Source organism: Janthinobacterium pasteuri (genome assembly GCF_051380775.1).
GTDB lineage: Bacteria > Pseudomonadota > Gammaproteobacteria > Burkholderiales > Burkholderiaceae_D > Janthinobacterium.
Genome location: NZ_JBNYXS010000002.1, coordinates 19,851 through 43,256 on the forward strand (window position 1 = coordinate 19,851; position 23,406 = coordinate 43,256).

The following is a 23,406-nucleotide window of genomic DNA, read 5'->3' on the forward strand; positions in this document are numbered from 1 at the left end:
GTTTGAGAATATTAAGAATATCAGGAGCATCACGATGTACGAGGACCGTATCCGCCACCCGGGCTTGCTCAGCAAAATCATGAGCGCCGATGAGGCAGCCAAATTGTTCCACAACGGCATGCGTGTCGGCATGAGCGGCTTTACCCGTGCCGGCGACGCCAAGGCCCTGCCGCGCGCGCTGGCCGAGCGCGCCCTGCAAGACCCGTTGAGCCTGACCCTGATCACGGGCGCTTCGCTGGGCAATGGCAGCGACGGTCTGATGGCCGAGGCGGGCGTGCTGGCGCGCCGCATGCCGTTTCAGGTCGACCCGGTCTTGCGCGGCAAGATCAACAAGGGCGAAGTCATGTTCATCGACCAGCATCTGTCGGAAACGGCCGAGCAGTTGCGTTCGGGTAACCTGGCGGCCGTCGATATCGCCGTCATCGAAGCGACGGCCATCACGGCCGCTGGCGCCATCATCCCGACCATGTCGGTGGGTAATTCCGCCGCCTTCGCCCAGCAGGCAACGCAGGTCATCATCGAAATCAACCTGTCCACGCCGCTGGCGCTGGAAGGCTTGCACGACATTTATGTTCCGCAAGCCCTGCCAGGGCGCGAGCCGATTCCCCTCACGCGCGTCGACCAGCGCCTGGGCAGCACGGCCATTGCCATCGACCCTGCCCGCATCGCCGCCATCGTCATCACGGATAGCCCGGACAGCCCGTCGAACGCTTTGCCTCCCGATGCGGAAACGCAGGCGATTGCCGGCCACGTGATCGCCTTCCTGCAAGGCGAAGTGGCGGCCGGGCGCATGGGGCCGGAACTGCTGCCCCTGCAGGCGGGCATCGGCACCATCGCCAACGCCGTGCTGCATGGCCTGATCGGTTCGCCCTTCCAGAACATGACCATGTATTCGGAAGTGCTGCAGGATAGCGCCATCGAACTGCTCGATTCGGGCCAGCTGGCGTTTGCCTCGGCCTCGTCGATCACCCTGTCGGCTGCCGTGCATCAAAAGCTGATGGACAATATCGACCACTACCGCTCGAAGATCGTGCTGCGTCCGCAAGAGATCAGCAACCATCCGGAAATCGTGCGCCGCCTGGGCATCATCGCCCTGAACACGGCGCTGGAATTCGATATCTACGGCAACGTCAACTCCACGCACGTGTGCGGCACGCACATGATGAACGGCATCGGCGGCTCGGGCGATTTTGCGCGCAACGGGCAAGTGTCGATGTTCGTGTCGAAATCGGCGGCCAAGGGTGGGCGCATTTCCAGCGTCGTGCCGATGGTTTCGCATGTGGACCATACGGAGCATGACGTCGATGTGCTGGTGACGGAGTGGGGCTATGCGGACTTGCGGGGACTGGCGCCGCGCGAACGGGCACCGTTGATCATCGAGCGTTGCACGCACCCCGATTACCGTGATCAGTTGCGCGCGTACTTTGACGCGGCATGCCAGCGCGGCGGCCACACGCCGCACATCCTGGAGCTGGCGCTGTCGTGGCATACGCGCTACCAGGAAACGCAGAGCATGCGCGAAGCGCAGTAAGCGTCGATCACATCAAGACAGGGCAGGGCGGTGCATCACCGCGCCTGTCCTTTTTTACGTCGGTGTCGAATGGCGTTGTCAGGCATCCGGCGCAAAGCGCAGGCGGATGCCTTGCGTGACGACGGCCAGCAAGTCGTCGATATGCGCATTCATTTCCGGGTGCGGCGTCCAGGGGTCGCCCGCATCCATGACGATGCGCAGCGAAACGAGGCCGTGCAGCGATTGCCAGAAGATTTGCGTCATCGTGTGCAGCGCCGGCTCGCCCTGGCGCACCTTGCCCGCCTGCGCCAGTTCGCCGAACAGGTGCAGCGCATAGGCGTAGGGATCTTGCTCGATATTGCCGTGTTCCACTTCGGCGGCGTCGATTTGCGCATGCGGGCGCAATTCCATGAAGATCAGCGAGTACTCGTCCGGATGCTGGAAACCGTACTCGATGTAGGCGCGGCCAACCAGGTTGATGCGATCCCATGGGTCAATGCTATTGGCGCAGGCGGTACGCATGGCACGCACCAGTTCCAGCAAGTCCTTGTCCATGGCCTGGGCGATCAGGGTGGCCTTGTCGCGGAACAGGGCGTACACGACGGTGGTAGAAAAACCGGCCGCCTCGGCCACCTTGCGGATGGAGACGGCGCGCGCACCACCCTTCTTGATGAGATCTTTGACGACGTCGATGATGTGCTCGCGCCGCGCCTGAGCCTCGCGTAACTTTCTTTCTTGAATGTTGGTCAACTTCTTGTCCACGACTCTTTCCTGGCGACACTATGAAAGCAAGAATTATAGGGTGGCGATGGGCTGCCAATGTGTCTGGCATTGTTACAATGCGGTTTTTTGTCCGGTCGATGCGACAGTGCACCGTTTTTTCGCCTTTCTGCCCGGCGCTTTTCCATCGATGCCACTGATTGGTGCATAAATCGCCCGCCCAGGCTTTGCGAACGGGGCCAAAGGGCGGAAAATAGCGGGATAGCTTACACTGCGGTTTTTCGCGCGACGGCGCTAGCCCACGAGGCGACGCCGGAACTTTTTCATTTGGACGGGATCATTACATGACCATTAAAATCAGCCAGAACTTCGACTCGGGCGCCATCGACGTGGTGAGCGCCACCAGCGCGGGTGCCATCGACCTGAACTTGCGCAAGGATAGCCACGCCGACATCCACCAGTGGTTCCACTTCCGCCTGCAAGGTGCGCGGGACCAGGCATGCACGATGCGCATCCTGAACGCGGGCCAGGCCACCTATCCGGCCGGCTATGAAGGCTACCAGGCCGTGGCCAGCTACGACAGCGAAAACTGGTTCCGCGTGCCGACCTCGTTCGACGGCCAGGTCATGACGATTTCGCATACGCCGGAACTCGACAGCGTGTACTACGCCTATTTCGAACCGTATTCGTGGGAACGCCATCTGCGCCTGCTAGGCGAAGTTGCCGAGCATCCGCTGGCGCGCGTGTCCGACCTGGGCAGCACGGTCGATGGCCGCGACATGAACATGGTCACTATCGGCAACCCGCAGGCGGAAAAGAAAATCTGGGTCATCGCGCGCCAGCATCCGGGCGAATCGATGGCCGAATGGTTCGTCGAAGGCCTCATCGACTCGCTGCTCGACGACGCCAACCCGATCGCGCGCAAGCTCCTGCAGCGCGCCGTGTTCCACATCGTGCCGAACATGAATCCGGACGGCTCCATCCGCGGTAACCTGCGCACAAATGCGGCCGGCGCCAACCTGAACCGTGAATGGATGACGCCATCGCTGGAATCCAGCCCGGAAGTGCTGTGCGTGAAAAACAAGATCCACGAAACGGGTGTCGATATGTTCTTCGACATCCACGGCGATGAAGCGCTGCCGTACAACTTCGTGGCCGGTAATGAAATGCTGGAAAACTTCACGCCGGCGCAAGCGGCGCACCAGAAGGCCTTCATCGAGCGCTACAAGCAGGCCAGCCCTGACTTCCAGGACAAGTTCGGCTATGCGGCCAGCAAGTACAAGTCGGATATGCTGACCCTTGCATCGAAATACATCGGCCACCACTTCGGCTGCCTGGCGCTGACCCTGGAAATGCCGTTCAAGGAAAACGCCGATTTGCCCGATCCGGCCGTGGGCTGGAATGGCGCGCGCAGCGCGGCATTGGGCGCAGCCATGCTGCAGCCTATCCTGCTGTCGCTGGATTGAACGGCGCTGATCATGGGCGTCGAGATCGAGCGTAAATTCCTGTTGCAAGGCGACGCCTGGCGCGGCCTGGGGCAGGCGGTGCTGCTGCGCCAGGGCTATCTGTCGTCCGCGCGCGAGCGCGTGGTGCGCGTGCGCATCGAGGGCGAGCAGGCGATGTTGACGATCAAGGGCGCGAACGTGGGTGCCACGCGCGGCGAGTGGGAGTATCCGATTCCGCTGGCCGATGCCGCCGAACTGCTCGACGGCCTGTGCGAACAGCCGCTGATCGAAAAGGTCCGCCACCGCATCGAGCACGCGGGCATGGTGTGGGAAGTCGACGAGTTCCTGGGCGCGAATGCGGGTTTGATCGTGGCCGAGATCGAACTGGCTTCGGAAGACCAGCCCTTCGAGAAACCCGACTGGGTCGGCGCGGAAGTGTCGGGCGATGCGCGCTACTACAACGCGAACCTGATCCGCCACCCGTTTTCACAGTGGTGATGGCGCGATAAGCGCGGCTTGCAATGCAAAAAGGCGGAACCGAGGTTCCGCCTTTTTTACGTCTGCACGATTTAGTGGAAGTGTTCCGTGCCTTGCGGCGTATCTTCCGGCATTTCCGCATGCGCCTGCTCACCGACCGGATCGGCAAACAAAGGCGCGCCGCAATCGTCGCAGTATTCACCGACAAAACGTTCCGCGTGGCGCTTGATCTGCGTCACGCCGGCCGCGTTCAGGTGCTCGATGATTTCATCGACGGGCGTCTTTTGCTTGTCCAGCGCGGCGATGCCGACCTGGATCAGGCCTTCGATCGGCGTGCCATCTTCGTCTTCCTGGCCATATAAAGGCCAGACGATGCCGTAGATGACGTCCGGCGTCTGGCGCAGGGTGAACGCGATGCGGTACTCGTCGACCTGGCCATCGGCCGCTTCTTCGCCGAAGCCGGCGATGACGGCGCGCAGTTCCGACGGCTCGATGGCCAAGGTGTGCGTCAGGTAGTGCACGGCGGCACGCACGGAGACGGGGCGTATCAGCTTGTCCGCTTCGCGGCAGGCCACGTAGTACGCTTCCGGCAGCAGCAGTTCCAGGCCGCAGCCGGGCAGCAGACGGGTGATGGTCGGCGTCGCCTGCGTGCGCCATTGTTCCAGGGCGGCGCTGCGCTCGGCGATGAAGTCGAGCTGGCTCGACGGCGTTTGCCAGCGGAACAGCGGTGCGCCGGCAGGGGCCACCACGGCGACCAGCAGGTAGCGCGTGTCGGCCAGGAAGGGCGCCGTTTCCGCGTCTTTGGCTGACGGCTTGACGGCCGTGCCTTTCAGGGCGGCCAGTGCCAGCTTCTGCGTCTTCGCATACGTCTCGACATGGCTGCGCGGCAGCTGGTCGATCGAATACAGGGTCGGCGCCATGGCCATCTTGGTGCCATCGGCCAGCAGGTGGGCCGCAAAATGCGCGGACAATACGCCGTGCGCATCGCCGGCCATGGGGCCGGAAGCGATGGAGAAGCGCGTCCACGCGAGGATGGGCACGGCCACCAGCAGGGCGTCATAGCGCACGTCTTCATGCGTGATGACGGTCGATTCGCTGACGGCTTCAACGCAGTCCATCAGCACGTCGTAGGCGTTCAAGTCTTCCTTGAACAGGCTGCCCAGGGTGTTGTCGATGGTGTCCTGGTGGCCGGTTTTGAGTAATTTCTGGAGCTGCGTATCCAGGCTGTGTTCCCAGGACCGCTCTTCGAGACGGCTGGCTGCCTGTACGATCGCCTGGGCAAAGGTGACCAGGCGCTGGCTGTCGGCAGTCAGTTTATGGGATGAATCTTTGGAAGGACGACGCATAGCGGGATAAGAGTCTCGGAAAGTGAAAAAAATGGATCAGGCTGACAATGATAAACCCTTATAACCGTATTGTAGAGGATTCGGCCGCACGCAATACGTAAGCTCTCCTCAGATCATGCCAATAGTCGAAATTTCAAGGAAAAACGGGGCGCAGGGACGAAAAAAAGCGCCGGTCGAAACCGGCGCTCTTATCTTGCCTTACAGCTGGGCTGATTACTCGGCCAGCAGTTGACGCAATACGAATGGCAGGATACCGCCATGCTTGTAGTAATCGACTTCGATCGGCGTATCGATGCGCAGCAGCACTTTCACGTCGACGCTGGTGCCATCGGCGCGGTGGATCACCAGGGTAGCCAGTTGCTGTGGCTTGATTTCGCCTTCGAGGCCTTTCAGGTCGAAGGTTTCATTGCCGGTGATGCCCAGGGTTTGCACGCTGTCGTCGCCGATGAATTGCAGTGGCAGCACGCCCATGCCCACCAGGTTCGAGCGGTGGATGCGTTCGAACGAACGGGTGATCACGGCTTTCACGCCCAGCAGCTGGGTGCCCTTGGCTGCCCAGTCGCGCGACGAGCCCGTACCGTACTCTTCGCCGCCGAAGACCATGGTTGGCGTGCCTTCAGCAACATATTTCATCGCTGCGTCGTAGATCGACATCTGTTCGCCGGAAGGCTGGTGAATCGTGATGCCGCCTTCGACTGCCGAACCGTCTGCCTTGGCAGGGATCATGCGGTTTTTGATACGCACGTTGGCAAACGTGCCGCGCATCATGATTTCATGGTTACCGCGACGCGAGCCGTAGGAGTTGAAGTCCGCTTTCAGGACGCCGTTTTCCTTCAGCCATTTGCCTGCAGGACCATTTTCCTGGATCGAGCCGGCTGGCGAGATGTGGTCGGTGGTGATGGAATCGCCGAACACGCCCAGTGCGCGCGCACCCTCGATGCCGGTGGCCACTGCTGCTGGCGTCATCGAGAAGTTGTCGAAGAACGGTGGTTCCGCGATGTAGGTCGATTTTGGCCAGTTGTAGACTTGACCGGACACGGTGGTGACTTTTTCCCACAGCTTGCCTGGCGCGCCCTTGACGTCCGCGTAGTTGTCCTTGAACACCTTGGCGTTCATGGCGAACTTCATCATGGCCGACACTTCAGCCGAGGTCGGCCAGATGTCGCCCAGGTAGACGTCCTTGCCGCCTTTGCCCTTGCCGACAGGCTCCGTCATCAGGTCGCGCGTCATGTTGCCGGCGATGGCGTAAGCGACGACCAGCGGTGGCGAAGCCAGGAAGTTCGAGCGGATGTTCGGGTGAATACGCGCTTCGAAGTTGCGGTTGCCCGACAGCACGGCCGATGCGACGATGTCGTGCGTGGCAATGGCTGCGTTCAATTCAGGCGTCAGGTCGCCCGCATTGCCGATACAGGTGGTGCAGCCGTAGGCGGTCACGCCAAAGCCCAGTTTTTCCAGGTACGGCAGCAGGCCGGCAGCGGTCAGGTACTCGGTCACGACGCGCGAGCCGGGAGCCAGCGAAGTCTTGATGTGCGGCGCGACTTTCAGGCCAGCTTCGACGGCTTTCTTGGCCAGCAGGCCGGCAGCCAGCATCACGCTCGGGTTCGAGGTGTTGGTGCACGAAGTGATGGCGGCGATCAGCACGTCGCCGTTCGACACTTTCACATTGTTCGTCGTTTCGTACACGGCGTTCAGGTCGGCCGGATTCTTGTTGAAGCCGTTTTCCGTGGTTGGCTTGGCGAACAGTTCGGCGAAGTTCGCCTTGACGTTGCCGATTTCGATACGGTCTTGCGGGCGTTTCGGGCCGGCCAGCGACGGAGCGACCGTGGCCAGGTTCAGTTCCACCACGCGGGTGTAGTCGATGTCGCCCGCTTTTGGCACGCCAAACAGGTTTTGCGCCTTGAAGTAGCTTTCGAACGCGGCGATTTCAGCCTTGCTGCGGCCGGTGCCCTTGAAGTAATCGATGGTGGCTTCGTCGACTGGGAAGAAGCCCATGGTCGCGCCGTATTCCGGTGCCATGTTGGCGATCGTCGCGCGGTCGGTCAGCGTCAAGGACTCGGTGCCTTCGCCAAAGAATTCGACGAACTTGCCGACGACTTTCTCTTTGCGCAGCAATTCGGTGATGGTCAGTACCAGATCGGTGGCGGTGCAGCCTTCGCGCAGCGCGCCGGTCAGGTTCACGCCGATGACGTCAGGCGTCAGGAAGTACACTGGTTGGCCCAGCATGCCCGCTTCCGCCTCGATGCCGCCCACGCCCCAGCCGACTACGCCGATGCCGTTGATCATGGTGGTGTGCGAGTCGGTGCCGACCAGGGTGTCAGGGTAGTACACGTCGCCGGCTTTCTTGCCTGCGTGGTGCACGCCGCGTGCCAGGTATTCCAGGTTGACCTGGTGGACGATGCCGAAGCCTGGTGGCACGACGCCGAAGGTGTCGAATGCCTGCATGCCCCATTTCATGAACTGGTAACGCTCGTTGTTACGCGAGAATTCCAGTTTCATGTTCAGGTCCAGCGCTTTCTTTTCGCGGTAGTGATCGATGGTCACCGAGTGGTCAACCACCAGGTCGACCGGCACCAGCGGTTCGATTTTCTTGGCGTTGATGCCCATCTTGGCGGCCACGTTGCGCATTGCTGCCAGGTCGGCCAGCAGGGGAACGCCGGTGAAGTCTTGCAGCACGACGCGCGCCACTACGAACGGGATCTCGTCGGTGCGCTCGGCGGTCGGGCCCCAGCTCGCCAATTGCTTGACGTGTTCTTCGGTGACTTTTTTGCCGTCGCAGTTGCGCAATACCGATTCGAGCACGATGCGAATCGATACTGGCAGGCGGGAGACATTGATGCCCAGGCTTTTTTCCAGTGCAGGCAGGGAGTACAGCTTGCCCTTCTTGCTATCCGAAATATTAAAGTCCTTGAGCGTGTTCAGAGTGTTGCGGGACATGACCTCTCCTTGTTGGGTATCGTCTATTTATTGATGATTCAAATTACAAAACATGACTGAGCCCCCGAAGAGGCCCTTGCTACGCACATCAGCCGCCGGTGACTGGCAAGACGCCCAGCGATGGCGGGGCTTCCACCACTGCCGCCGGTTTGGCTTGCTCCGCATCCTTGCATTCATTGGCCAGCTGGCGCCCCTGCTTGGAATCGAGCAGCATGCCTTTTGCGGGGATGCCGATCCAGACCAGGCCGTACAAGCGGTTCTCGAAGCGGTTGGCGCCGGTGGTGGTGCCAACGCGGCTCAGGCGGTGCAGGCGCTTCTTCCAGCGCAGGGCGATGTGTTTGTCGTCAGTAGCATTGGTGTAGATGGTAATTTTATTACCAAGTTCACAATTGAAATCGGTGGAGGCCGAGCCTGACGTGTTCGGTTCATCGGCTTCTTCCTTGTCGGCGACCGACATGGCGAGCGGATGGGCTTCCTTGGCGGCCGTCTTGGCCTTGCTGGCCTTGGCTTTCGGCTTGGCCTTGACTGCCTTGGCATTTGCCTCAGCCGTAGCGGCGAAGCTGGCTGGCGCCAGCGTGAGGGTCATGGCGCCCAGCGCGACGCTGCAGGCAATTGCTAATTTGGAGATGGACATCGTGTAATTCCTGTCAGTTTTCAGTGGTGCTGGTAGGCAGCGCGTTGAGTAATGCAGCGGCCGCCTCGGGCAGGCCGAGGCCTGCCAGTTTGGCGCGTTGCAAAACGGTCCAATAATATCGGTAGCTTGCGCGGTCATGCAAGCGGCCATTTTGCGTAATCGGTCCCCAGTGGGCGCGCAGCGCTTCATTCAGGATGTTGCTCGCTTCGTTGACTTCGGACAGGCGCGGCGTGAAGGCCTTGATGATGGGCTTGATCTGGTCCGGGTGGATACTCCACATGCGCGTGTAGCCGAACTCGGCCGTTGCGCGCTGGGCGTCATTCGCCACCACGGCCGAATCGCGCACGTCCGTCGTCACATTGTGCGACGGTACCTTGCCGTGCGCGTGGCAGGCGGCCGCCACTTCCAGCTTGGCGCGCACCACCAGCGGGTGCGTGAACTGGCCCGGCGTGCGCATGGCGGCGGCGGGAATGGCGCCGTAATGGGCCGAGACGAAATCCATGATGCCGAAGGACAGGCATTCGACCTGGGGCAGGGCGGCGATCGCATAGGCGTCGCGCAGCGCGCCGTGCGTTTCGATCAGGATGTGCACGGGCAGGTTGTCGCGGCCGGCGCGGCGCGCGTGCAGGTTGATCAGGTCGATGGCCAGCATGGCATCCTGCACGCCGCCCACCTTGGGCACGGCGATGTAGGCCAGGCGGGACGCAGCGGTGCAGATGATTTCCACGTCGCGCGCGAAAAACGGGCTGTCGACGTCGTGCACGCGTACGCCGATGCGGTTGAACTGATTCTCGTCGCTGGCCAGCAGGCCGGCGATCATGTGGGCGTGGGATTCTTCGTTGCCGGCACTGGCGCCGTCTTCGCAGTCGAACGTGATGTCGAACAGGGGACCAAGCTCTTGTTGCAAAGCAATCGATTTACGCATCAGCTTTTCGGAGCCGGCGTAGTGGTCGCAAGCGGCGAGCAACAGCGGCTGGCGTTTGCCTTGGAATAAAACCTCGGAAGGGTGCATGCTTAAGGCATTTCTGCAGGTAAAAACTACTTGATAAAACAGCCGCGCCGCGAATCTCGCGGGGCGGCCTTGTTGGCGGGCGGCGCTCAGGCCGCGCCGCCAATACTGGATTTACGCCAGCAGGTGTTTCACGCCTTCGCGCTCTTCGGTCAGTTCTTTCAGGGTCAGGTTGATGCGCTCTTGCGAGAATGCATCGATTTCCAGACCTTGAACGATGGTGTACTCACCGTTGTCGGTGGTGACCGGGAAGCCGAACACGGTGCCTTCAGGGATGCCATACGAGCCATCCGAAGGAACGCCCATGGTGGTCCACTTGCCGGCGGTGCCCAGCATCCAGTCATGGATGTGGTCGATGGCGGCGTTCGCTGCCGACGCTGCCGACGACAGGCCGCGCGCTTCGATGATGGCCGCGCCGCGCTTGCCGACGGTTGGCAGGAAGGTGTTAGCGTTCCATTCCTGGTCGTTGATCAGGTCCTTGACGGCCTTGCCGTTCACAGTGGCGAAGCGGTAGTCGGCGTACATGGTTGGCGAGTGGTTGCCCCAGACGGTCAGCTTCTCGATATCTTTCACTGCGGTGCCGGTCTTGGCAGCGACTTGCGACAGCGCGCGGTTGTGGTCCAGGCGCAGCATGGCGGTGAAGTTTTTCGCCGGCAGCGATGGCGCCGATTTCATGGCGATGTAAGCGTTGGTGTTGGCCGGGTTGCCGACCACCAGTACCTTGACATTGCGCGAAGCGACGGCGTCGAGCGCCTTGCCTTGTACCGTGAAGATCTGGGCGTTCGCTTCCAGCAGGTCCTTGCGTTCCATGCCTGGGCCGCGTGGACGCGCGCCAACCAGTACGGCCACGTCGACATCCTTGAATGCGGTCAGCGGATCGGAGTGGGCGGTCATTTCCGTCAGCAGCGGGAATGCGCAGTCGTCGATTTCCATCATCACGCCCTTGAGCGCTTTCTGGGCTTTTTCGTCCGGGATTTCAAGCAGTTGCAAGATGACAGGCTGGTCTTTGCCGAGCATGTCGCCATTGGCGATGCGGAACAACAGGGCGTAGCCGATCTGGCCGGCGGCGCCGGTCACTGCAACACGCATTGGGGTTTTAGCCATGATGAATCTCCAAAAATGGGAAAGAAAACGGGCTTGAAGCTGGGCTTACGCTTATCCGGGAAAACTATAATGATACCAAAACCGGCTCGCGCCACCGAATTGCTGGTGTACGCCGCCGTCACGCTTGTGCTGCACGAGGCCAGAGTGGCTGGCCGACAACATAAAACGTTGGCTCACAAGTTTTATCAAAGGCAGTTTAGGCCTCTGATCTGTATCTGTCAATCATATCTTATGTCTTATATAAGACAGATAACTACGAGTGTTTTACTGGACGCGGGCAGTGATTTGTGTTGAAATGTCGGACTATGAATTCCGCCTCGTCCAATCTGACCAACAATGCCACTGCTGCAAGCGGGGCGGTCAGTCCGACCGCGAGCTCCCCGGCCACGCCCGTCGCCGCAGCTGCCAGCACGCCAGTCACCGTGGTGGCCAGCACTCATACCACTGCGACAGCGATGCCCGTCGCCAGCGCTTCACCCACCTTCAGTCCCCTGTACCAGCAGATCAAGGCGCTCATTACGCAGAGCCTGCAATCGGGCGAGTGGAAGCCGGGCGAGCTGATTCCCAGCGAAGTCGAACTGGCAGGGCGCTTCAAGGTCAGCCAGGGGACGGTGCGCAAGGCGATCGATGAACTGGCCGCCGAGAATCTGGTCATGCGCCGCCAGGGCAAGGGTACTTTTGTTTCCACCCATCATGAGGCGCGCGCGCATTTCCGCTTCCTGCGCCTGGTGCCGGACGAAGGCGTGCCGCATTATCCAGAAAGCAAGTTCATCGAAGTCAAGCGCGTGCGCGCGCCCGCCGATGTGGCGCGCCTGATGGACCTGAAGTCTGGCGATGCCGTTATCTTCATCAAGCGTGTGCAGTATTTCGACGGCGTGCCGACCATCGTCGAGGAGCTGTGGCTGCCCGGTCTGATCTTCAAGGGTCTGACTGCCGAGCGCCTGGTGGAATACAAGGGGCCCATGTACGGCCTGTTTGAAACGGAATTTGGCACGCGCATGATACGCGCGTCCGAGCAGATCCGCGCCGTGTGCGCCGATGCGGGTGCCGCGCAGCTGTTGAATATCGATCTCGGCACGCCCTTGCTCAGTTCCGAGCGCGTGTCGTTTACCTACGGCGACAAGCCGGTCGAACTGCGCCGGGGCTTGTACCTGACCAGTCGTCATCATTATCAGAATGAACTCAGCTGAAGCGGCGGGGCGCCTGCGGGTACCCGGACAAGCAGCAAAGCTGAAGTGCATCGCTTGCAAGATGCCTGCCGCAAGGCGGGCAGCGGAGACAACAGAAAGCGCAGCTAAAGCATGGCCCGCTCCGGCGGGCCGTGCTTTGCCGGCGATTCTGTAATTAAATTACGTGAACTACGGAAAGTAGCGCGATATTTTGTAGTAAAAAACCATTTTGGTTATATGCAACAATAGATATTGGTGTGGGGTGCGAAAATCGGCGAAAATCGCGGCTTCGCTTCAATATTTAGTTATCAAGGGGAGGTTTTTGTTATGTCTGAAGCCGTAAGAGAAGTACCAAAAAAAGAACGGCCGGAATTCCGTAACATTCATGTTACCGAATTGTCGAACTACCGCATGGCTGTCGGCGCCATCGTCTCGATCCTGCATCGCATCAGCGGCTTTATCATGTTCGCCCTGCTGCCCTGCATCCTGTACATGCTGGAACTGAGCTTGCGTTCCGAAATGTCCTACGCTTACTTCCAGGGCATCGCTTCGCACTGGTTCGTCAAGCTGATCACCCTGGGTCTGGTCTGGGCCTTCCTGCACCACTTCTGCGCCGGCATCCGTCACCTGTTCATGGATGTGCACGTTGCCATCGAAAAAGATTCGGCACGCAAGACCGCGACGTCCGTACTGGTCGTCAGCGTGGTGTTGACGGCATTGGTCGCTTTGAAACTGTTTGGAGTATTTTAATGGCAGACAATAATATCGGACCGAAACGCCTCGTCGTCGGTGCCCATTACGGCTTGCGCGACTGGCTGGCGCAACGCGTCACCGCCATCGTCATGGTGGCTTATGTGGCCATCCTGCTGATTTCTTTCTTGACTGGCAGCAACTTCAGCTATGAAGGCTGGGCTGGTCTGTTCGCACAGCAGTGGTTTAAATTGTTCAGCCTGGTGACTTTCGTTGCCCTTTTTTACCACGCATGGGTTGGCGTACGCGACATCTGGATGGACTACGTGAAAAGCGCTGGCCTCCGTTTGACGCTGCAAATTGCCACCATGCTGTGGTTGATCGCTTGTGCCGCTTGGACGGTGCAGATACTCTGGAGTGTGTAATCGTGGCAGCATATAAATCTGCAATTCCTACCCGCCGCTTTGATGCGGTCATCGTTGGTGCCGGCGGTTCCGGCATGCGCGCGTCGTTGCAACTGGCTGAAGCCGGTCTGAACGTCGCAGTCCTGTCGAAAGTTTTCCCGACCCGCTCGCACACCGTGGCAGCGCAGGGCGGCATCGGCGCGTCGCTCGGCAACATGGCCGAAGACAACTGGTTCTGGCACATGTTCGACACCGTCAAGGGTGGCGACTATCTGGGCGACCAGGATGCCATCGAATTCATGTGCCGCGAAGCACCGAAGGTCGTGTACGAGCTGGAACACTTCGGCATGCCATTCGACCGCAACCCTGATGGCACGATCTACCAGCGTCCATTCGGCGGCCATACGGCCCACTTCGGCGAAAAGCCGGTGCAGCGCGCTTGCGCGGCAGCCGACCGTACCGGTCATGCCCTGTTGCACACGCTGTACCAGCGCAACGTGCGTGCGCGTACGCACTTCTTCGTCGAATGGATGGCACTCGACCTGATTCGTGACGCCGAAGGCGACGTGATTGGTGTTGTTGCGCTGGAAATGGAAACCGGCGAATGCATGATCCTGGAAGCAAAAACGACGGTCATGGCAACGGGCGGCGCAGGCCGTATCTTCGCCGCGTCGACGAATGCCTTCATCAACACCGGTGACGGCATGGGTATGGCGGCACGCGCCGGCTTGCCGCTGCAAGACATGGAATTCTGGCAGTTCCATCCGACCGGCGTGGCCGGTGCGGGCGTCTTGATCACCGAAGGCGTGCGCGGCGAAGGCGGCATTCTGATCAATAGCGAAGGCGAACGCTTCATGGAGCGCTATGCGCCGACCCTGAAGGATCTGGCGCCGCGCGACTTCGTCTCGCGTTCGATGGACCAGGAAATCAAGGAAGGCCGCGGCTGCGGTCCGAACAAGGACCACGTGATGCTGGACCTGCGCCATATCGGCGCCGACACCATCGCCAAGCGCCTGCCGTCGATCCTGGAAATCGGCCACAAGTTCGCCAACGTCGACGCCACCAAGGAACCGATTCCTGTCGTGCCGACGATTCACTACCAGATGGGCGGCATTCCAACGAACATCCACGGCCAGGTCGTCACCCCGACCGGTCCGGATAATTCGGCCAAGGTCGTCAACGGCCTGTACGCGATCGGCGAATGCGCCTGCGTTTCCGTGCACGGCGCGAACCGCCTGGGCACGAACTCGTTGCTCGACCTGGTGGTCTTCGGCCGCGCGGCCGGCAACCACATCGTGGGCAGCGGCCTGAAAGCCAAGGAAAACAAGCCTTTGCCAGCCGATGCTGCCGAATTTGCCATGGGCCGCCTGGCGCGCCTGGAAAACTCGACCGGCACGGAAACCGTGCAGGGCGTGGCGAACGACATCCGTGCAACGATGCAGAAGTACTGCGGCGTGTTCCGTACCGACGAGATGCTGAACAAGGGCGTCGAAGAAATCATGAAGCTCGACGAGCGCCGCAAGCACGTCTCCTTCAAGGATAAATCGATGGTCTTCAACACGGCTCGTGTGGAAGCGCTGGAACTGGACAACCTGATCGAAACGGCGAAAGCGACCATCGTTTCGGCAGCAGCGCGCAAGGAATCGCGCGGCGCCCACGCCCAGGACGACTATCCGCAACGTGACGACGACAACTGGATGAAGCACACTCTGTGGTATTCGGAAGGCAACCGACTGGAATACAAGCCTGTCGTGACCAAGCCGCTGACGGTTGATACCTTCAAACCGAAACCACGTACTTTCTAAGGCTATACCATGGCACGCACTCTTAAATTCAAAATCTACCGCTACGATCCTGACCAGGATGCCAAGCCGTACATGCAAGACCTGACGGTCGAACTGAAAGACACCGACAAGATGCTGCTCGATGCACTGCAGCGCATCAAGGCGGACGTCGATGACTCGCTGGCCCTGCGCCGCTCGTGCCGCGAAGGCGTGTGCGGTTCGGACGCGATGAACATCAACGGCAAGAACGGCCTGGCATGCACCACCAACCTGAATGAACTGTCGGAGCCTATCGTGCTGCGTCCGTTGCCAGGTTTGCCAGTCATCCGCGACCTGATCGTCGACATGACGCAATTTTTCAAGCAATACGATTCGATCAAGCCTTTCCTGATCAACGATTCGATCCCGCCTGAAAAAGAGCGCCTGCAGTCGCCGGAACAGCGCGAAGAACTCGATGGCCTGTACGAGTGCATCCTGTGCGCTTGCTGCTCCACGTCGTGCCCGTCGTTCTGGTGGAATCCGGACAAATTCGTCGGCCCGGCCGGCCTGCTGCAAGCCTACCGCTTCATCGCCGATTCGCGCGACGAAGCTACCGGTGCGCGTCTGGACAACCTGGAAGACCCGTACCGCCTGTTCCGCTGCCATTCGATCATGAACTGCGTCGACGTCTGCCCGAAAGGGTTGAACCCGAACAAGGCGATCGGCAAGATCAAGGAATTGATGGTCCGCCGCGCGATCTGATTCGTCTGATCGCGTCCGCCGGGCGCCGTTTGCGGGAAGAGGGTATCCTCTCGCCTGCGGACGGCGCCTGCAAAGCAGCAGCGTGCCGCAAGGCACACGTAAAGTGGTAAACCAAATGACAGAATCAATTTTGTCCTCGCATCAGGCCGACCCGGCCAACCGCGCCCGCCTGCGCTGGCGTTCACGCCGTGGCCTGCTGGAAAACGACATTATCCTGACCCGTTTTCTCGATGCGTATGAAACCGAATTGACCGATGAAGAAGTTGACGCGCTGACGCGTTTGCTGGATTTATCGGACAATGCGTTAATGGATCTGGTACTGGCCCGTAAAGAGCCGGAAGGCGAAGTCGATCTGCCGCATGTGCGCGCACTGCTGCAACGACTGCGCATTGCCTAGACGCCTGGGCGATATATTGCAAACGGTGCGAGTGGCGCGCTGTAGCACTGCCGAATTGCTGTGCGAATTGCAGCCAGAATTTTTGATTTTAATTTCGACTCACTCCCGAGAAGGAAGAGCCCATGAATATCTCTGACACAAAAGCTACCCTGTCGTTCTCCGATGGCAGCCCATCGCTTGAATTTCCAATCTACAAAGGCACGGTTGGCCCGGACGTCATCGACATCCGCAAACTGTACGCCGGTAGCGGCAAGTTCACCTACGACCCAGGCTTTATGTCGACGGCCGCCTGCAACTCGTCGATCACCTATATCGACGGCGACAAGGGCGAGCTGCTGTACCGTGGTTACCCGATCGAACAGTTGGCCGTCAACGCCGACTTCATGGAATCGTGCTACCTGCTGCTGAACGGCGAACTGCCGAACGCGGCGCAGAAAGCCAAGTTCGTCGACACCGTCACCAAGCACACGATGGTGCACGAACAGATGCAATTCTTCTTCCGTGGCTTCCGCCGCGACGCGCATCCGATGTCGGTCCTGGTGGGCACCGTCGGCGCGCTGGCATCGTTCTACCATGATTCGCTGGACATCAACGACCCGCGTCACCGCGAAGTGTCGGCCATCCGCCTGATCGCCAAGATGCCAACCCTGGTCGCCATGACCTACAAGTACTCGGTCGGCCAGCCGTTCGTGTACCCACGCAACGACCTGTCGTACAGCGCCAACTTCATGCACATGATGTTCGCCAACCCGTGCGAAGAGTACAAGGTCAACGACGTGCTGGTGCGCGCGCTGGACCGCATCCTGATCCTGCATGCAGACCACGAGCAAAACGCATCGACATCGACCGTCCGTCTGGCCGGTTCGTCGGGTGCCAACCCGTTCGCCTGTATCGCTGCCGGTATCGCCTGCCTGTGGGGCCCTGCCCACGGCGGCGCCAACGAAGCGGCACTCAACATGCTGAAGGAAATCGGCACCGTCGAGAACATCCCTGCCTTCATCGAGCAAGTCAAGGACAAGAACTCCGGCGTCAAGCTGATGGGCTTTGGCCACCGCGTGTACAAGAACTTCGATCCACGCGCCAAGCTGATGCGTGAAACCTGCTACGAAGTGCTGCAAGAACTGGGTCTGCAAGACGACCCGCTGTTCAAGCTGGCGATGGAACTGGAAAAGATTGCACTGAACGACGATTACTTCGTGTCGCGCAAACTGTACCCGAACGTCGACTTCTACTCGGGCATCGTGCAATCGGCGCTGGGCATCCCTGTGTCGCTGTTCACCGGTATCTTCGCCATGGCCCGTACCATCGGCTGGATCGCCCAGTGGAACGAAATGATCGCCGATCCGGAACAGAAAATCGGCCGTCCGCGTCAGCTGTTCGTCGGTTCGACGACCCGCGAAGTACTGCCACTGGACAAGCGCGCTTAAGTTACCGCGTATTGTTCCTGCCGGGCTTTGCTGCCCGGCGCAAAAAAGCGAGCCTGATGGCTCGCTTTTTTTATGTGTGCCTGGCATGGCTGACGCAACGCAAAGCTGCTAGGCTGTGAGGTTCAACCCTGGCAACCAAGAAGTAGAACGCGATGAACGAAGAAATATGCGCCCCCGGCGGCGTGGCCCTGGGCGACACGGGGTTTGGCTACACCTTGTCGCTGATCGGTGGCAAATACAAGATGCTGATCCTGTATGCGCTGGCGGAAAACACCGTACTGCGGCATAACGAACTCAAGCGCCATCTTGGTGGCATCGCCTTCAAGACCCTCAGCGTCGTCCTGAAGGAACTGGAAGCCGATGCGCTGATCATCCGCAAGGAATATCCGCAAGTGCCGCCCAAGGTTGAGTATTTCCTCTCCAGTAAGGGTGTATCGCTGATCCCCGTGCTCCATACCTTGTGCGAGTGGGGTGAGCGGCACCAGCCAATCTGATACGGAGGTGCATGGCAGCCCAGTTTCTGACAATCAAGTTGCTTACTTTTCTTACTGTATGTGCAGTTAATGTGCGTACTTGTTAAAAGTACTCGCTATGGCTATGCTGTTTCTGCCTCTGGAGGCGCGCGGCCACATGCTGCGCGGCTCGGGGCAGGGTACCGGCTTGCCTGCTTTCCTTGGAAGGCAGGGCCGGTGCATCCATCCCTTACTCAGGAAAGCAGCATGTTGAAAACCCTCGTTATCGTCTTCCATCCTTCCATCGATACTTCGGTGGCGAACAAGCGCTGGCTGCAGGAGCTGGCGCGGTATCCCGACCGCTATACCATCCACGACGTGCAGCAGGCTTATCCTGATGGCAACATCGATGTGGCGCGCGAGCAGGCGCTGGTGGAGGCGCATGGCAATGTGGTGTTGCAGTTCCCTGTCTACTGGTTCAACTGCCCGCCCTTGCTGAAGCGGTGGCTCGACGAGGTGCTTGCATATGGCTGGGCTTACGGTACGGGCGGCGATGCCTTCAGGGGGCGGAAGGTGGCGCTGGCCGTCACGGCGGGCATACGTGAGGAAGACTTCACGCCGCGAGGCAGGTGGAACGTCACCCTGGCGCAGTTGCTGGCACCGTTCGATGTCACCCTGGCGTATATCGGCGCCGACAACCGCCGCTTCTTCGCCTTCTATGGTGCGGAAGACGGGCCGAAAGAAACTGGCTATGCCGAGCGGCTGGCGCGCAGCGCGCAAGAGTATGCGCGCTTCCTGGCTGCCATGTAGGACGAGCTGTGTCGGCGCTTGCCGGTGGCAGCGATGGTGTGCGCTAACTGCGCCGCATCGCCCCGCAGGAACTGGGGTGTTGATACGGGTGGCGTGCGGCTCGGTACCTCCAGGCGGAAGGTTTCCAGGGTGCAGGAGGCGAGGGCGGCGCGTGCAAGCATATTGTTGGACGCTTTCATCGCATATTGCCCTTTCGACCAGGCGCGAGAAATAGGGTAGATTGCAATAATCGAACGAATCAATGGAGAGTCGCAGATGGACCGCATCACCGCCGCACAAGTATTCGTCGCCATCGCCGAGCGCGGCAGCATGGTGGCCGCCAGCGAGGCGCTCGCTATGTCGCGCGCCATGGTGACGCGTTACCTGGCCGAGATGGAGCAGTGGGCGGGGGCGCGTCTGTTGCATCGCACCACGCGCCGCCTGAGCCTGACGGATGCGGGTGAGGCCACGCTGGCGCGCTGCCATCAGATGCTGGAAGTGGCTGGTGCCATGACCGTTGCCTCGCCCGAGGGAATCGACACGCCGCACGGCTTGCTGCGCATTACCTGCTCGCAATCGCTGGCGCAGACGGCGCTCGCTGGCGCAGTGACCGCTTACCTGCGGCGCTACCCGCGCGCCGCCGTCGACCTGCAGATGGAAAACCGCGCCGTGAACCTGGTGGAACAGCGCATCGACCTGGCGATCCGCATCACGAACGCGCTCGAACCGAACCTGATCGCGCGCCAGCTGGCCAGTTGCGCATCGGTGGTGTGCGCTGCACCATCGTACCTCGCGGTGCATGGCACGCCGCGCCGGGCGGAAGACCTGGCCCTGCATAACTGCCTGACCTATACGTATTTTGGCAAGAGCCTGTGGCAATTCACGCACGATGGGGAAGCGCTCACTGTCCCTGTCAGCGGCCGCCTGTCGGCGAATGAATCGCTGGTCTTGCTGGTGGCTACGGTGGCGGGGGCGGGCATCGCCATGCAGCCGCGCTATTCGGCCGCGCCGCTGATCGCCAGCGGGCAACTGGTGGAACTCCTGCCCGCCTATCTGCCGCAGGACATGGGCATCTACGGCATCTATACCTCGCGCCAGCACATGTCGCCCCTGTTGCGCACCATGCTCGACTTCCTGGTCGAGTGGTTTGCGGGCGATCCCGGCTGGCTGGCAGCCATTGCGGCGGCGCCGTTGCCGGGCAGACCAGTTGGTCGCAAGCGGCACGCCGGGGTGGGCAAGGAAGTGCCGGAAGCACAACAGTAACAGGCTGGCAAGCCCGGGAAAATCAACGACACAGCTTACATTTGCTTGCCAAATAAAATTCAACTTGTAGTTGTTGCGTTACAATACCGCGTGCTATTCTAAATGACGGTATGCAGAATGCTGGTGCAATAAAAAAGCCCTTCCCCACAACTTGATGTGCAATCCGCTAACCGGTCAGGCCGTGTCGCGGAAGGTTAGATTAACCCGCTAATTCCTCGCGAAGCGCGAAGAAAGGTGAGCAATATATGCAGCAATTAACGACCAACTCCTACCTGTTCGGTGGGAATGCTCCGTACGTGGAAGACCTGTACGAGGCGTATCTGAACAATCCAGGCTCGGTACCCGATAACTGGCGTTCCTACTTCGACGCGATGCAGCACGTGCCTGCCGTCGATGGCAGCAACAAGCCTGACGTGGCGCATGCCTCCGTCGTCGCCTCGTTCGCCGAGCGCGCAAAAGCTGGCCCGATCCGTACAGTGACCGCTTCCTTCGATGCTGAAATGGGCCGCAAACGTGTTGCTGCTACGCAACTGATCGCCGCTTACCGCTACCTCGGTTCGCACTGGGCCAATCTGGATCCACTGCAACGCCAGGAACGTCCGATGATCCCTGAGCTCGAGCCGAGCTTCTACGGTTTCACCGACGCTGACATGGACACCGTGTTCAACATCAGCAATACCTATTTTGGCCCCGAGACCGCCACCCTGCGCGATCTGCTGAACTATCTGCGCGACACCTACACGCGTTCGATCGGTGCCGAATTCATGTACATCTCCGATCCGGCCGAAAAGCGCTGGTTGCAAGAGAAGCTGGAAGCTATCCGCTCCACCCCGAATTTCACCCCAGAGAAAAAAATCCACATCCTCGACCGCCTGACCGCGGCTGAAGGCCTGGAACGCTATCTGCACACCCGTTACGTGGGCCAGAAGCGCTTCTCCCTGGAAGGCGGCGAGACTTTCATCGCCTCGATGGATGAAACCATCCAGCGCGCCGGCGAAAAAGGCGTGCAGGAAATCGTTATCGGCATGGCCCACCGCGGCCGCCTGAACGTGCTGGTGAACACCCTGGGCAAGGCGCCACAGGAACTGTTCGAAGAATTCGAAGGCAAGCATGGCGACGACCTGCCAGCCGGCGATGTGAAGTACCATCAAGGCTTCTCGTCGGACATCTCCACTGCAGGCGGCCCGGTCCATCTGTCGCTGGCGTTCAACCCGTCGCACCTGGAAATCGTCAACCCCGTGGTTGAAGGTTCCGTCAAGGCCCGCATGGATCGCCGCGGCGACGCGCAGGGCGCGCAAGTGCTGCCTATTCTGGTGCACGGCGATGCCGCTTTCGCCGGCCAGGGCGTGGTCATGGAAACGCTGAATCTGGCGCAAACCCGTGGCTACCATACGGGCGGCACGGTGCATATCGTGATCAACAACCAGATCGGTTTCACCACCTCGGACCCGCGCGATGCACGCTCGACCCTGTACTGCTCGGACGTCGTCAAGATGATCGAAGCACCGGTCCTGCACATCAATGCCGATGATCCGGAAGCCGTGGTACTGGCGACGCAGATTGCGCTCGACTACCGCATGGAATTCAAGAAGGACATCGTCCTCGACATCATCTGCTACCGCAAGCTTGGCCACAACGAGCAAGATACGCCGGCACTGACGCAGCCACTGATGTACAAGAAGATCGGCCAGCATCCAGGCACCCGCAAGCTGTACGCGGACAAACTGGTAGCACAAGGCGTGATCCCTGCCGATGGCGGCGACAAGATGGTGGCCGCTTTCCGCGACGCCATGGACGCCGGCAAGCATACCGTCGATCCGGTCATCTCGAACTTCAAGAACAAGTACGCTGTCGACTGGCTGCCGTTCCTGAACAAGAAATGGACCGATTCGGCCGACACCGCCGTGCCGATGACGGAACTGAAACGTCTGGCTACCCGCATCACCACCGTGCCGGAAGACTTCAAGGTCCACTCGCTGGTTGAGAAAGTACTGGGCGACCGTGGCACCATGGGCCGTGGCGAAATGAACCTGGACTGGGGCATGGGCGAACACCTGGCCTACGCTTCGCTGGTATCGTCCGGCTACGCCATCCGCCTGACGGGCCAGGACGCCGGCCGCGGCACCTTCGTGCACCGTCACGCCGTGCTGCATGATCAAAACCGCGAGCGCTGGGATGCAGGTACCTACATCCCGCTGCAAAACGTGTCGGACAACCAGGCGCCGTTCACCGTCATCGACTCGGTGCTGTCCGAAGAAGCCGTACTGGCCTTCGAATACGGCTACTCGACCGCTGAACCGAACACGCTGACGATCTGGGAAGCCCAGTTCGGCGACTTCGCCAACGGCGCGCAAGTGGTAATCGACCAATTCATCAGCTCCGGCGAAGTGAAGTGGGGCCGCGCTTCGGGCCTGGTCATGATGCTGCCGCACGGTTACGAAGGCCAGGGTCCTGAGCACTCGTCCGCGCGTCCTGAGCGTTTCCTGCAGCTGTGCGCAGACAACAACATGCAAGTGGTGCAGCCGACGACGGCTTCGCAGATCTTCCATTTGCTGCGCCGCCAGATGGTGCGCCAGTTCCGCAAGCCACTGGTCATCCTGACGCCGAAGTCGCTGTTGCGCAACAAGGATGCCGGTTCGCCGCTGGCCGACCTGGCCAAGGGTGGTTTCCAGACCGTCATCGGCGAAGTCGACGACAAAATCGACGCCAAGAAAGTCAAGCGCGTGGTCGCCTGCTCGGGCAAGGTCTATTACGACCTGGTCAACGCACGCAAGACACGCGGCCAGACCGATACGGCCATCGTGCGCCTGGAACAGCTGTATCCGTTCCCGCACAAGTCGTTCGCTGCTGAACTGAAGAAGTTCCCGAACCTGGTCGAAGTCGTCTGGACGCAGGACGAGCCGCAAAACCAGGGCGCCTGGTTCCAGATCCAGCACAACATCTTCGAAGGACTGGAATCGGGTCAGCGTCTGGCCTACGCCGGCCGTCCTGCTTCGGCGTCGCCTGCTGTCGGTTACTATGACAAGCACTACGCCCAGCAAAAAGATCTGCTGGAAACGGCATTCTCGAAGCTGAAGGGTTTTATCCTGACCAAGTAAGTGGCAGGATGGC

At 60.3% G+C, this 23,406-nt stretch carries 20 protein-coding genes; 14 read left to right on the forward strand and 6 right to left on the reverse strand.

Annotated elements, in window-relative coordinates; genetic code table 11:
- Positions 1 to 34 precede the first annotated feature (34 nt).
- Positions 35 to 1,531, forward strand: coding sequence for a succinyl-CoA:acetate CoA-transferase ScpC (gene scpC, locus ACQ4WN_RS02445; RefSeq protein ID WP_436550117.1), 1,497 nt, complete (start codon positions 35 to 37; stop codon positions 1,529 to 1,531).
- A gap of 78 nt (positions 1,532 to 1,609) precedes the next feature.
- On the opposite strand, the gene ACQ4WN_RS02450 is transcribed toward scpC, so the two are convergent.
- Entirely contained in the window at positions 1,610 to 2,260 is a 651-nt protein-coding gene (locus tag ACQ4WN_RS02450; protein WP_436550118.1) for a TetR/AcrR family transcriptional regulator, read from the reverse strand.
- Positions 2,261 to 2,574: 314 nt separating this feature from the next.
- Between ACQ4WN_RS02450 and ACQ4WN_RS02455 the strand changes: the two genes are divergently transcribed.
- Complete coding sequence (locus ACQ4WN_RS02455; RefSeq protein ID WP_436550119.1) at positions 2,575 to 3,696, forward strand: M14 family metallopeptidase; 1,122 nt, start codon at positions 2,575 to 2,577, stop codon at positions 3,694 to 3,696.
- A gap of 12 nt (positions 3,697 to 3,708) precedes the next feature.
- On the forward strand, positions 3,709 to 4,173 hold the full coding sequence (locus tag ACQ4WN_RS02460; protein ID WP_436550120.1) for a CYTH domain-containing protein: 465 nt from the start codon (positions 3,709 to 3,711) through the stop codon (positions 4,171 to 4,173).
- 71 nt (positions 4,174 to 4,244) lie between these two features.
- Here the strand turns inward: ACQ4WN_RS02460 and ACQ4WN_RS02465 are convergent, their stop codons facing one another.
- The 5 genes from ACQ4WN_RS02465 to ACQ4WN_RS02485 form a co-directional block, all read right to left on the reverse strand.
- Positions 4,245 to 5,498, reverse strand: a complete 1,254-nt coding sequence (locus ACQ4WN_RS02465) for a DUF2863 family protein (RefSeq protein ID WP_436550121.1) — start codon at positions 5,496 to 5,498, stop codon at positions 4,245 to 4,247.
- 213 nt (positions 5,499 to 5,711) lie between these two features.
- Positions 5,712 to 8,432 (reverse strand): aconitate hydratase AcnA, encoded by a 2,721-nt coding sequence (acnA, locus tag ACQ4WN_RS02470; protein ID WP_436550122.1) that lies wholly within the window; start codon positions 8,430 to 8,432, stop codon positions 5,712 to 5,714.
- A gap of 88 nt (positions 8,433 to 8,520) precedes the next feature.
- Positions 8,521 to 9,066 (reverse strand): hypothetical protein, encoded by a 546-nt coding sequence (locus ACQ4WN_RS02475; protein ID WP_436550123.1) that lies wholly within the window; start codon positions 9,064 to 9,066, stop codon positions 8,521 to 8,523.
- Positions 9,067 to 9,079: 13 nt separating this feature from the next.
- Positions 9,080 to 10,078 (reverse strand): HpcH/HpaI aldolase/citrate lyase family protein, encoded by a 999-nt coding sequence (locus ACQ4WN_RS02480; RefSeq protein ID WP_436550124.1) that lies wholly within the window; start codon positions 10,076 to 10,078, stop codon positions 9,080 to 9,082.
- A gap of 111 nt (positions 10,079 to 10,189) precedes the next feature.
- Positions 10,190 to 11,179, reverse strand: a complete 990-nt coding sequence (locus tag ACQ4WN_RS02485; protein WP_034789110.1) for a malate dehydrogenase — start codon at positions 11,177 to 11,179, stop codon at positions 10,190 to 10,192.
- A 305-nt stretch (positions 11,180 to 11,484) separates the two neighbouring features.
- Here ACQ4WN_RS02485 and ACQ4WN_RS02490 point away from each other — a divergent pair, with 305 nt between their 5' ends.
- From ACQ4WN_RS02490 to ACQ4WN_RS02540, 11 genes are all read left to right on the forward strand, one after another.
- On the forward strand, positions 11,485 to 12,369 hold the full coding sequence (locus ACQ4WN_RS02490) for a GntR family transcriptional regulator (RefSeq protein WP_436550125.1): 885 nt from the start codon (positions 11,485 to 11,487) through the stop codon (positions 12,367 to 12,369).
- A gap of 306 nt (positions 12,370 to 12,675) precedes the next feature.
- Positions 12,676 to 13,098, forward strand: a complete 423-nt coding sequence (sdhC, locus tag ACQ4WN_RS02495; RefSeq protein WP_100873891.1) for a succinate dehydrogenase, cytochrome b556 subunit — start codon at positions 12,676 to 12,678, stop codon at positions 13,096 to 13,098.
- On the forward strand, positions 13,098 to 13,463 hold the full coding sequence (gene sdhD / locus ACQ4WN_RS02500) for a succinate dehydrogenase, hydrophobic membrane anchor protein (RefSeq protein WP_071076254.1): 366 nt from the start codon (positions 13,098 to 13,100) through the stop codon (positions 13,461 to 13,463). The genes sdhC and sdhD overlap by 1 nt, the downstream gene beginning before the upstream one ends.
- Positions 13,464 to 13,465: 2 nt before the next feature.
- Positions 13,466 to 15,247, forward strand: a complete 1,782-nt coding sequence (sdhA, locus tag ACQ4WN_RS02505) for a succinate dehydrogenase flavoprotein subunit (RefSeq protein WP_436550126.1) — start codon at positions 13,466 to 13,468, stop codon at positions 15,245 to 15,247.
- Positions 15,248 to 15,256: 9 nt separating this feature from the next.
- Positions 15,257 to 15,967: a succinate dehydrogenase iron-sulfur subunit gene (locus tag ACQ4WN_RS02510; RefSeq protein ID WP_034752075.1), complete on the forward strand. Its 711-nt coding sequence runs from the start codon at positions 15,257 to 15,259 to the stop codon at positions 15,965 to 15,967.
- Positions 15,968 to 16,082: 115 nt separating this feature from the next.
- Complete coding sequence (locus ACQ4WN_RS02515; RefSeq protein ID WP_034752073.1) at positions 16,083 to 16,364, forward strand: FAD assembly factor SdhE; 282 nt, start codon at positions 16,083 to 16,085, stop codon at positions 16,362 to 16,364.
- 122 nt (positions 16,365 to 16,486) lie between these two features.
- Positions 16,487 to 17,791 carry a citrate synthase gene (gltA, locus tag ACQ4WN_RS02520; protein ID WP_101482189.1) on the forward strand — a complete coding sequence of 435 codons (1,305 nt, stop codon included), beginning with the start codon at positions 16,487 to 16,489 and terminating at the stop codon, positions 17,789 to 17,791.
- Between the two features lie 152 nt (positions 17,792 to 17,943).
- The gene (locus ACQ4WN_RS02525) at positions 17,944 to 18,285 is read left to right on the forward strand and encodes a winged helix-turn-helix transcriptional regulator (RefSeq protein WP_436550127.1); all 342 of its coding nucleotides are present in this window, start codon (positions 17,944 to 17,946) and stop codon (positions 18,283 to 18,285) included.
- Between the two features lie 225 nt (positions 18,286 to 18,510).
- A complete protein-coding gene (locus ACQ4WN_RS02530) occupies positions 18,511 to 19,053 on the forward strand; it encodes an NAD(P)H-dependent oxidoreductase (RefSeq protein ID WP_436550128.1) in 543 nt (180 codons plus the stop codon).
- A 255-nt stretch (positions 19,054 to 19,308) separates the two neighbouring features.
- Complete coding sequence (locus tag ACQ4WN_RS02535) at positions 19,309 to 20,295, forward strand: LysR family transcriptional regulator (protein ID WP_436550129.1); 987 nt, start codon at positions 19,309 to 19,311, stop codon at positions 20,293 to 20,295.
- Positions 20,296 to 20,540: 245 nt separating this feature from the next.
- On the forward strand, positions 20,541 to 23,393 hold the full coding sequence (locus tag ACQ4WN_RS02540) for a 2-oxoglutarate dehydrogenase E1 component (protein WP_436550130.1): 2,853 nt from the start codon (positions 20,541 to 20,543) through the stop codon (positions 23,391 to 23,393).
- The last annotated feature ends 13 nt before the right edge of the window (positions 23,394 to 23,406 follow it).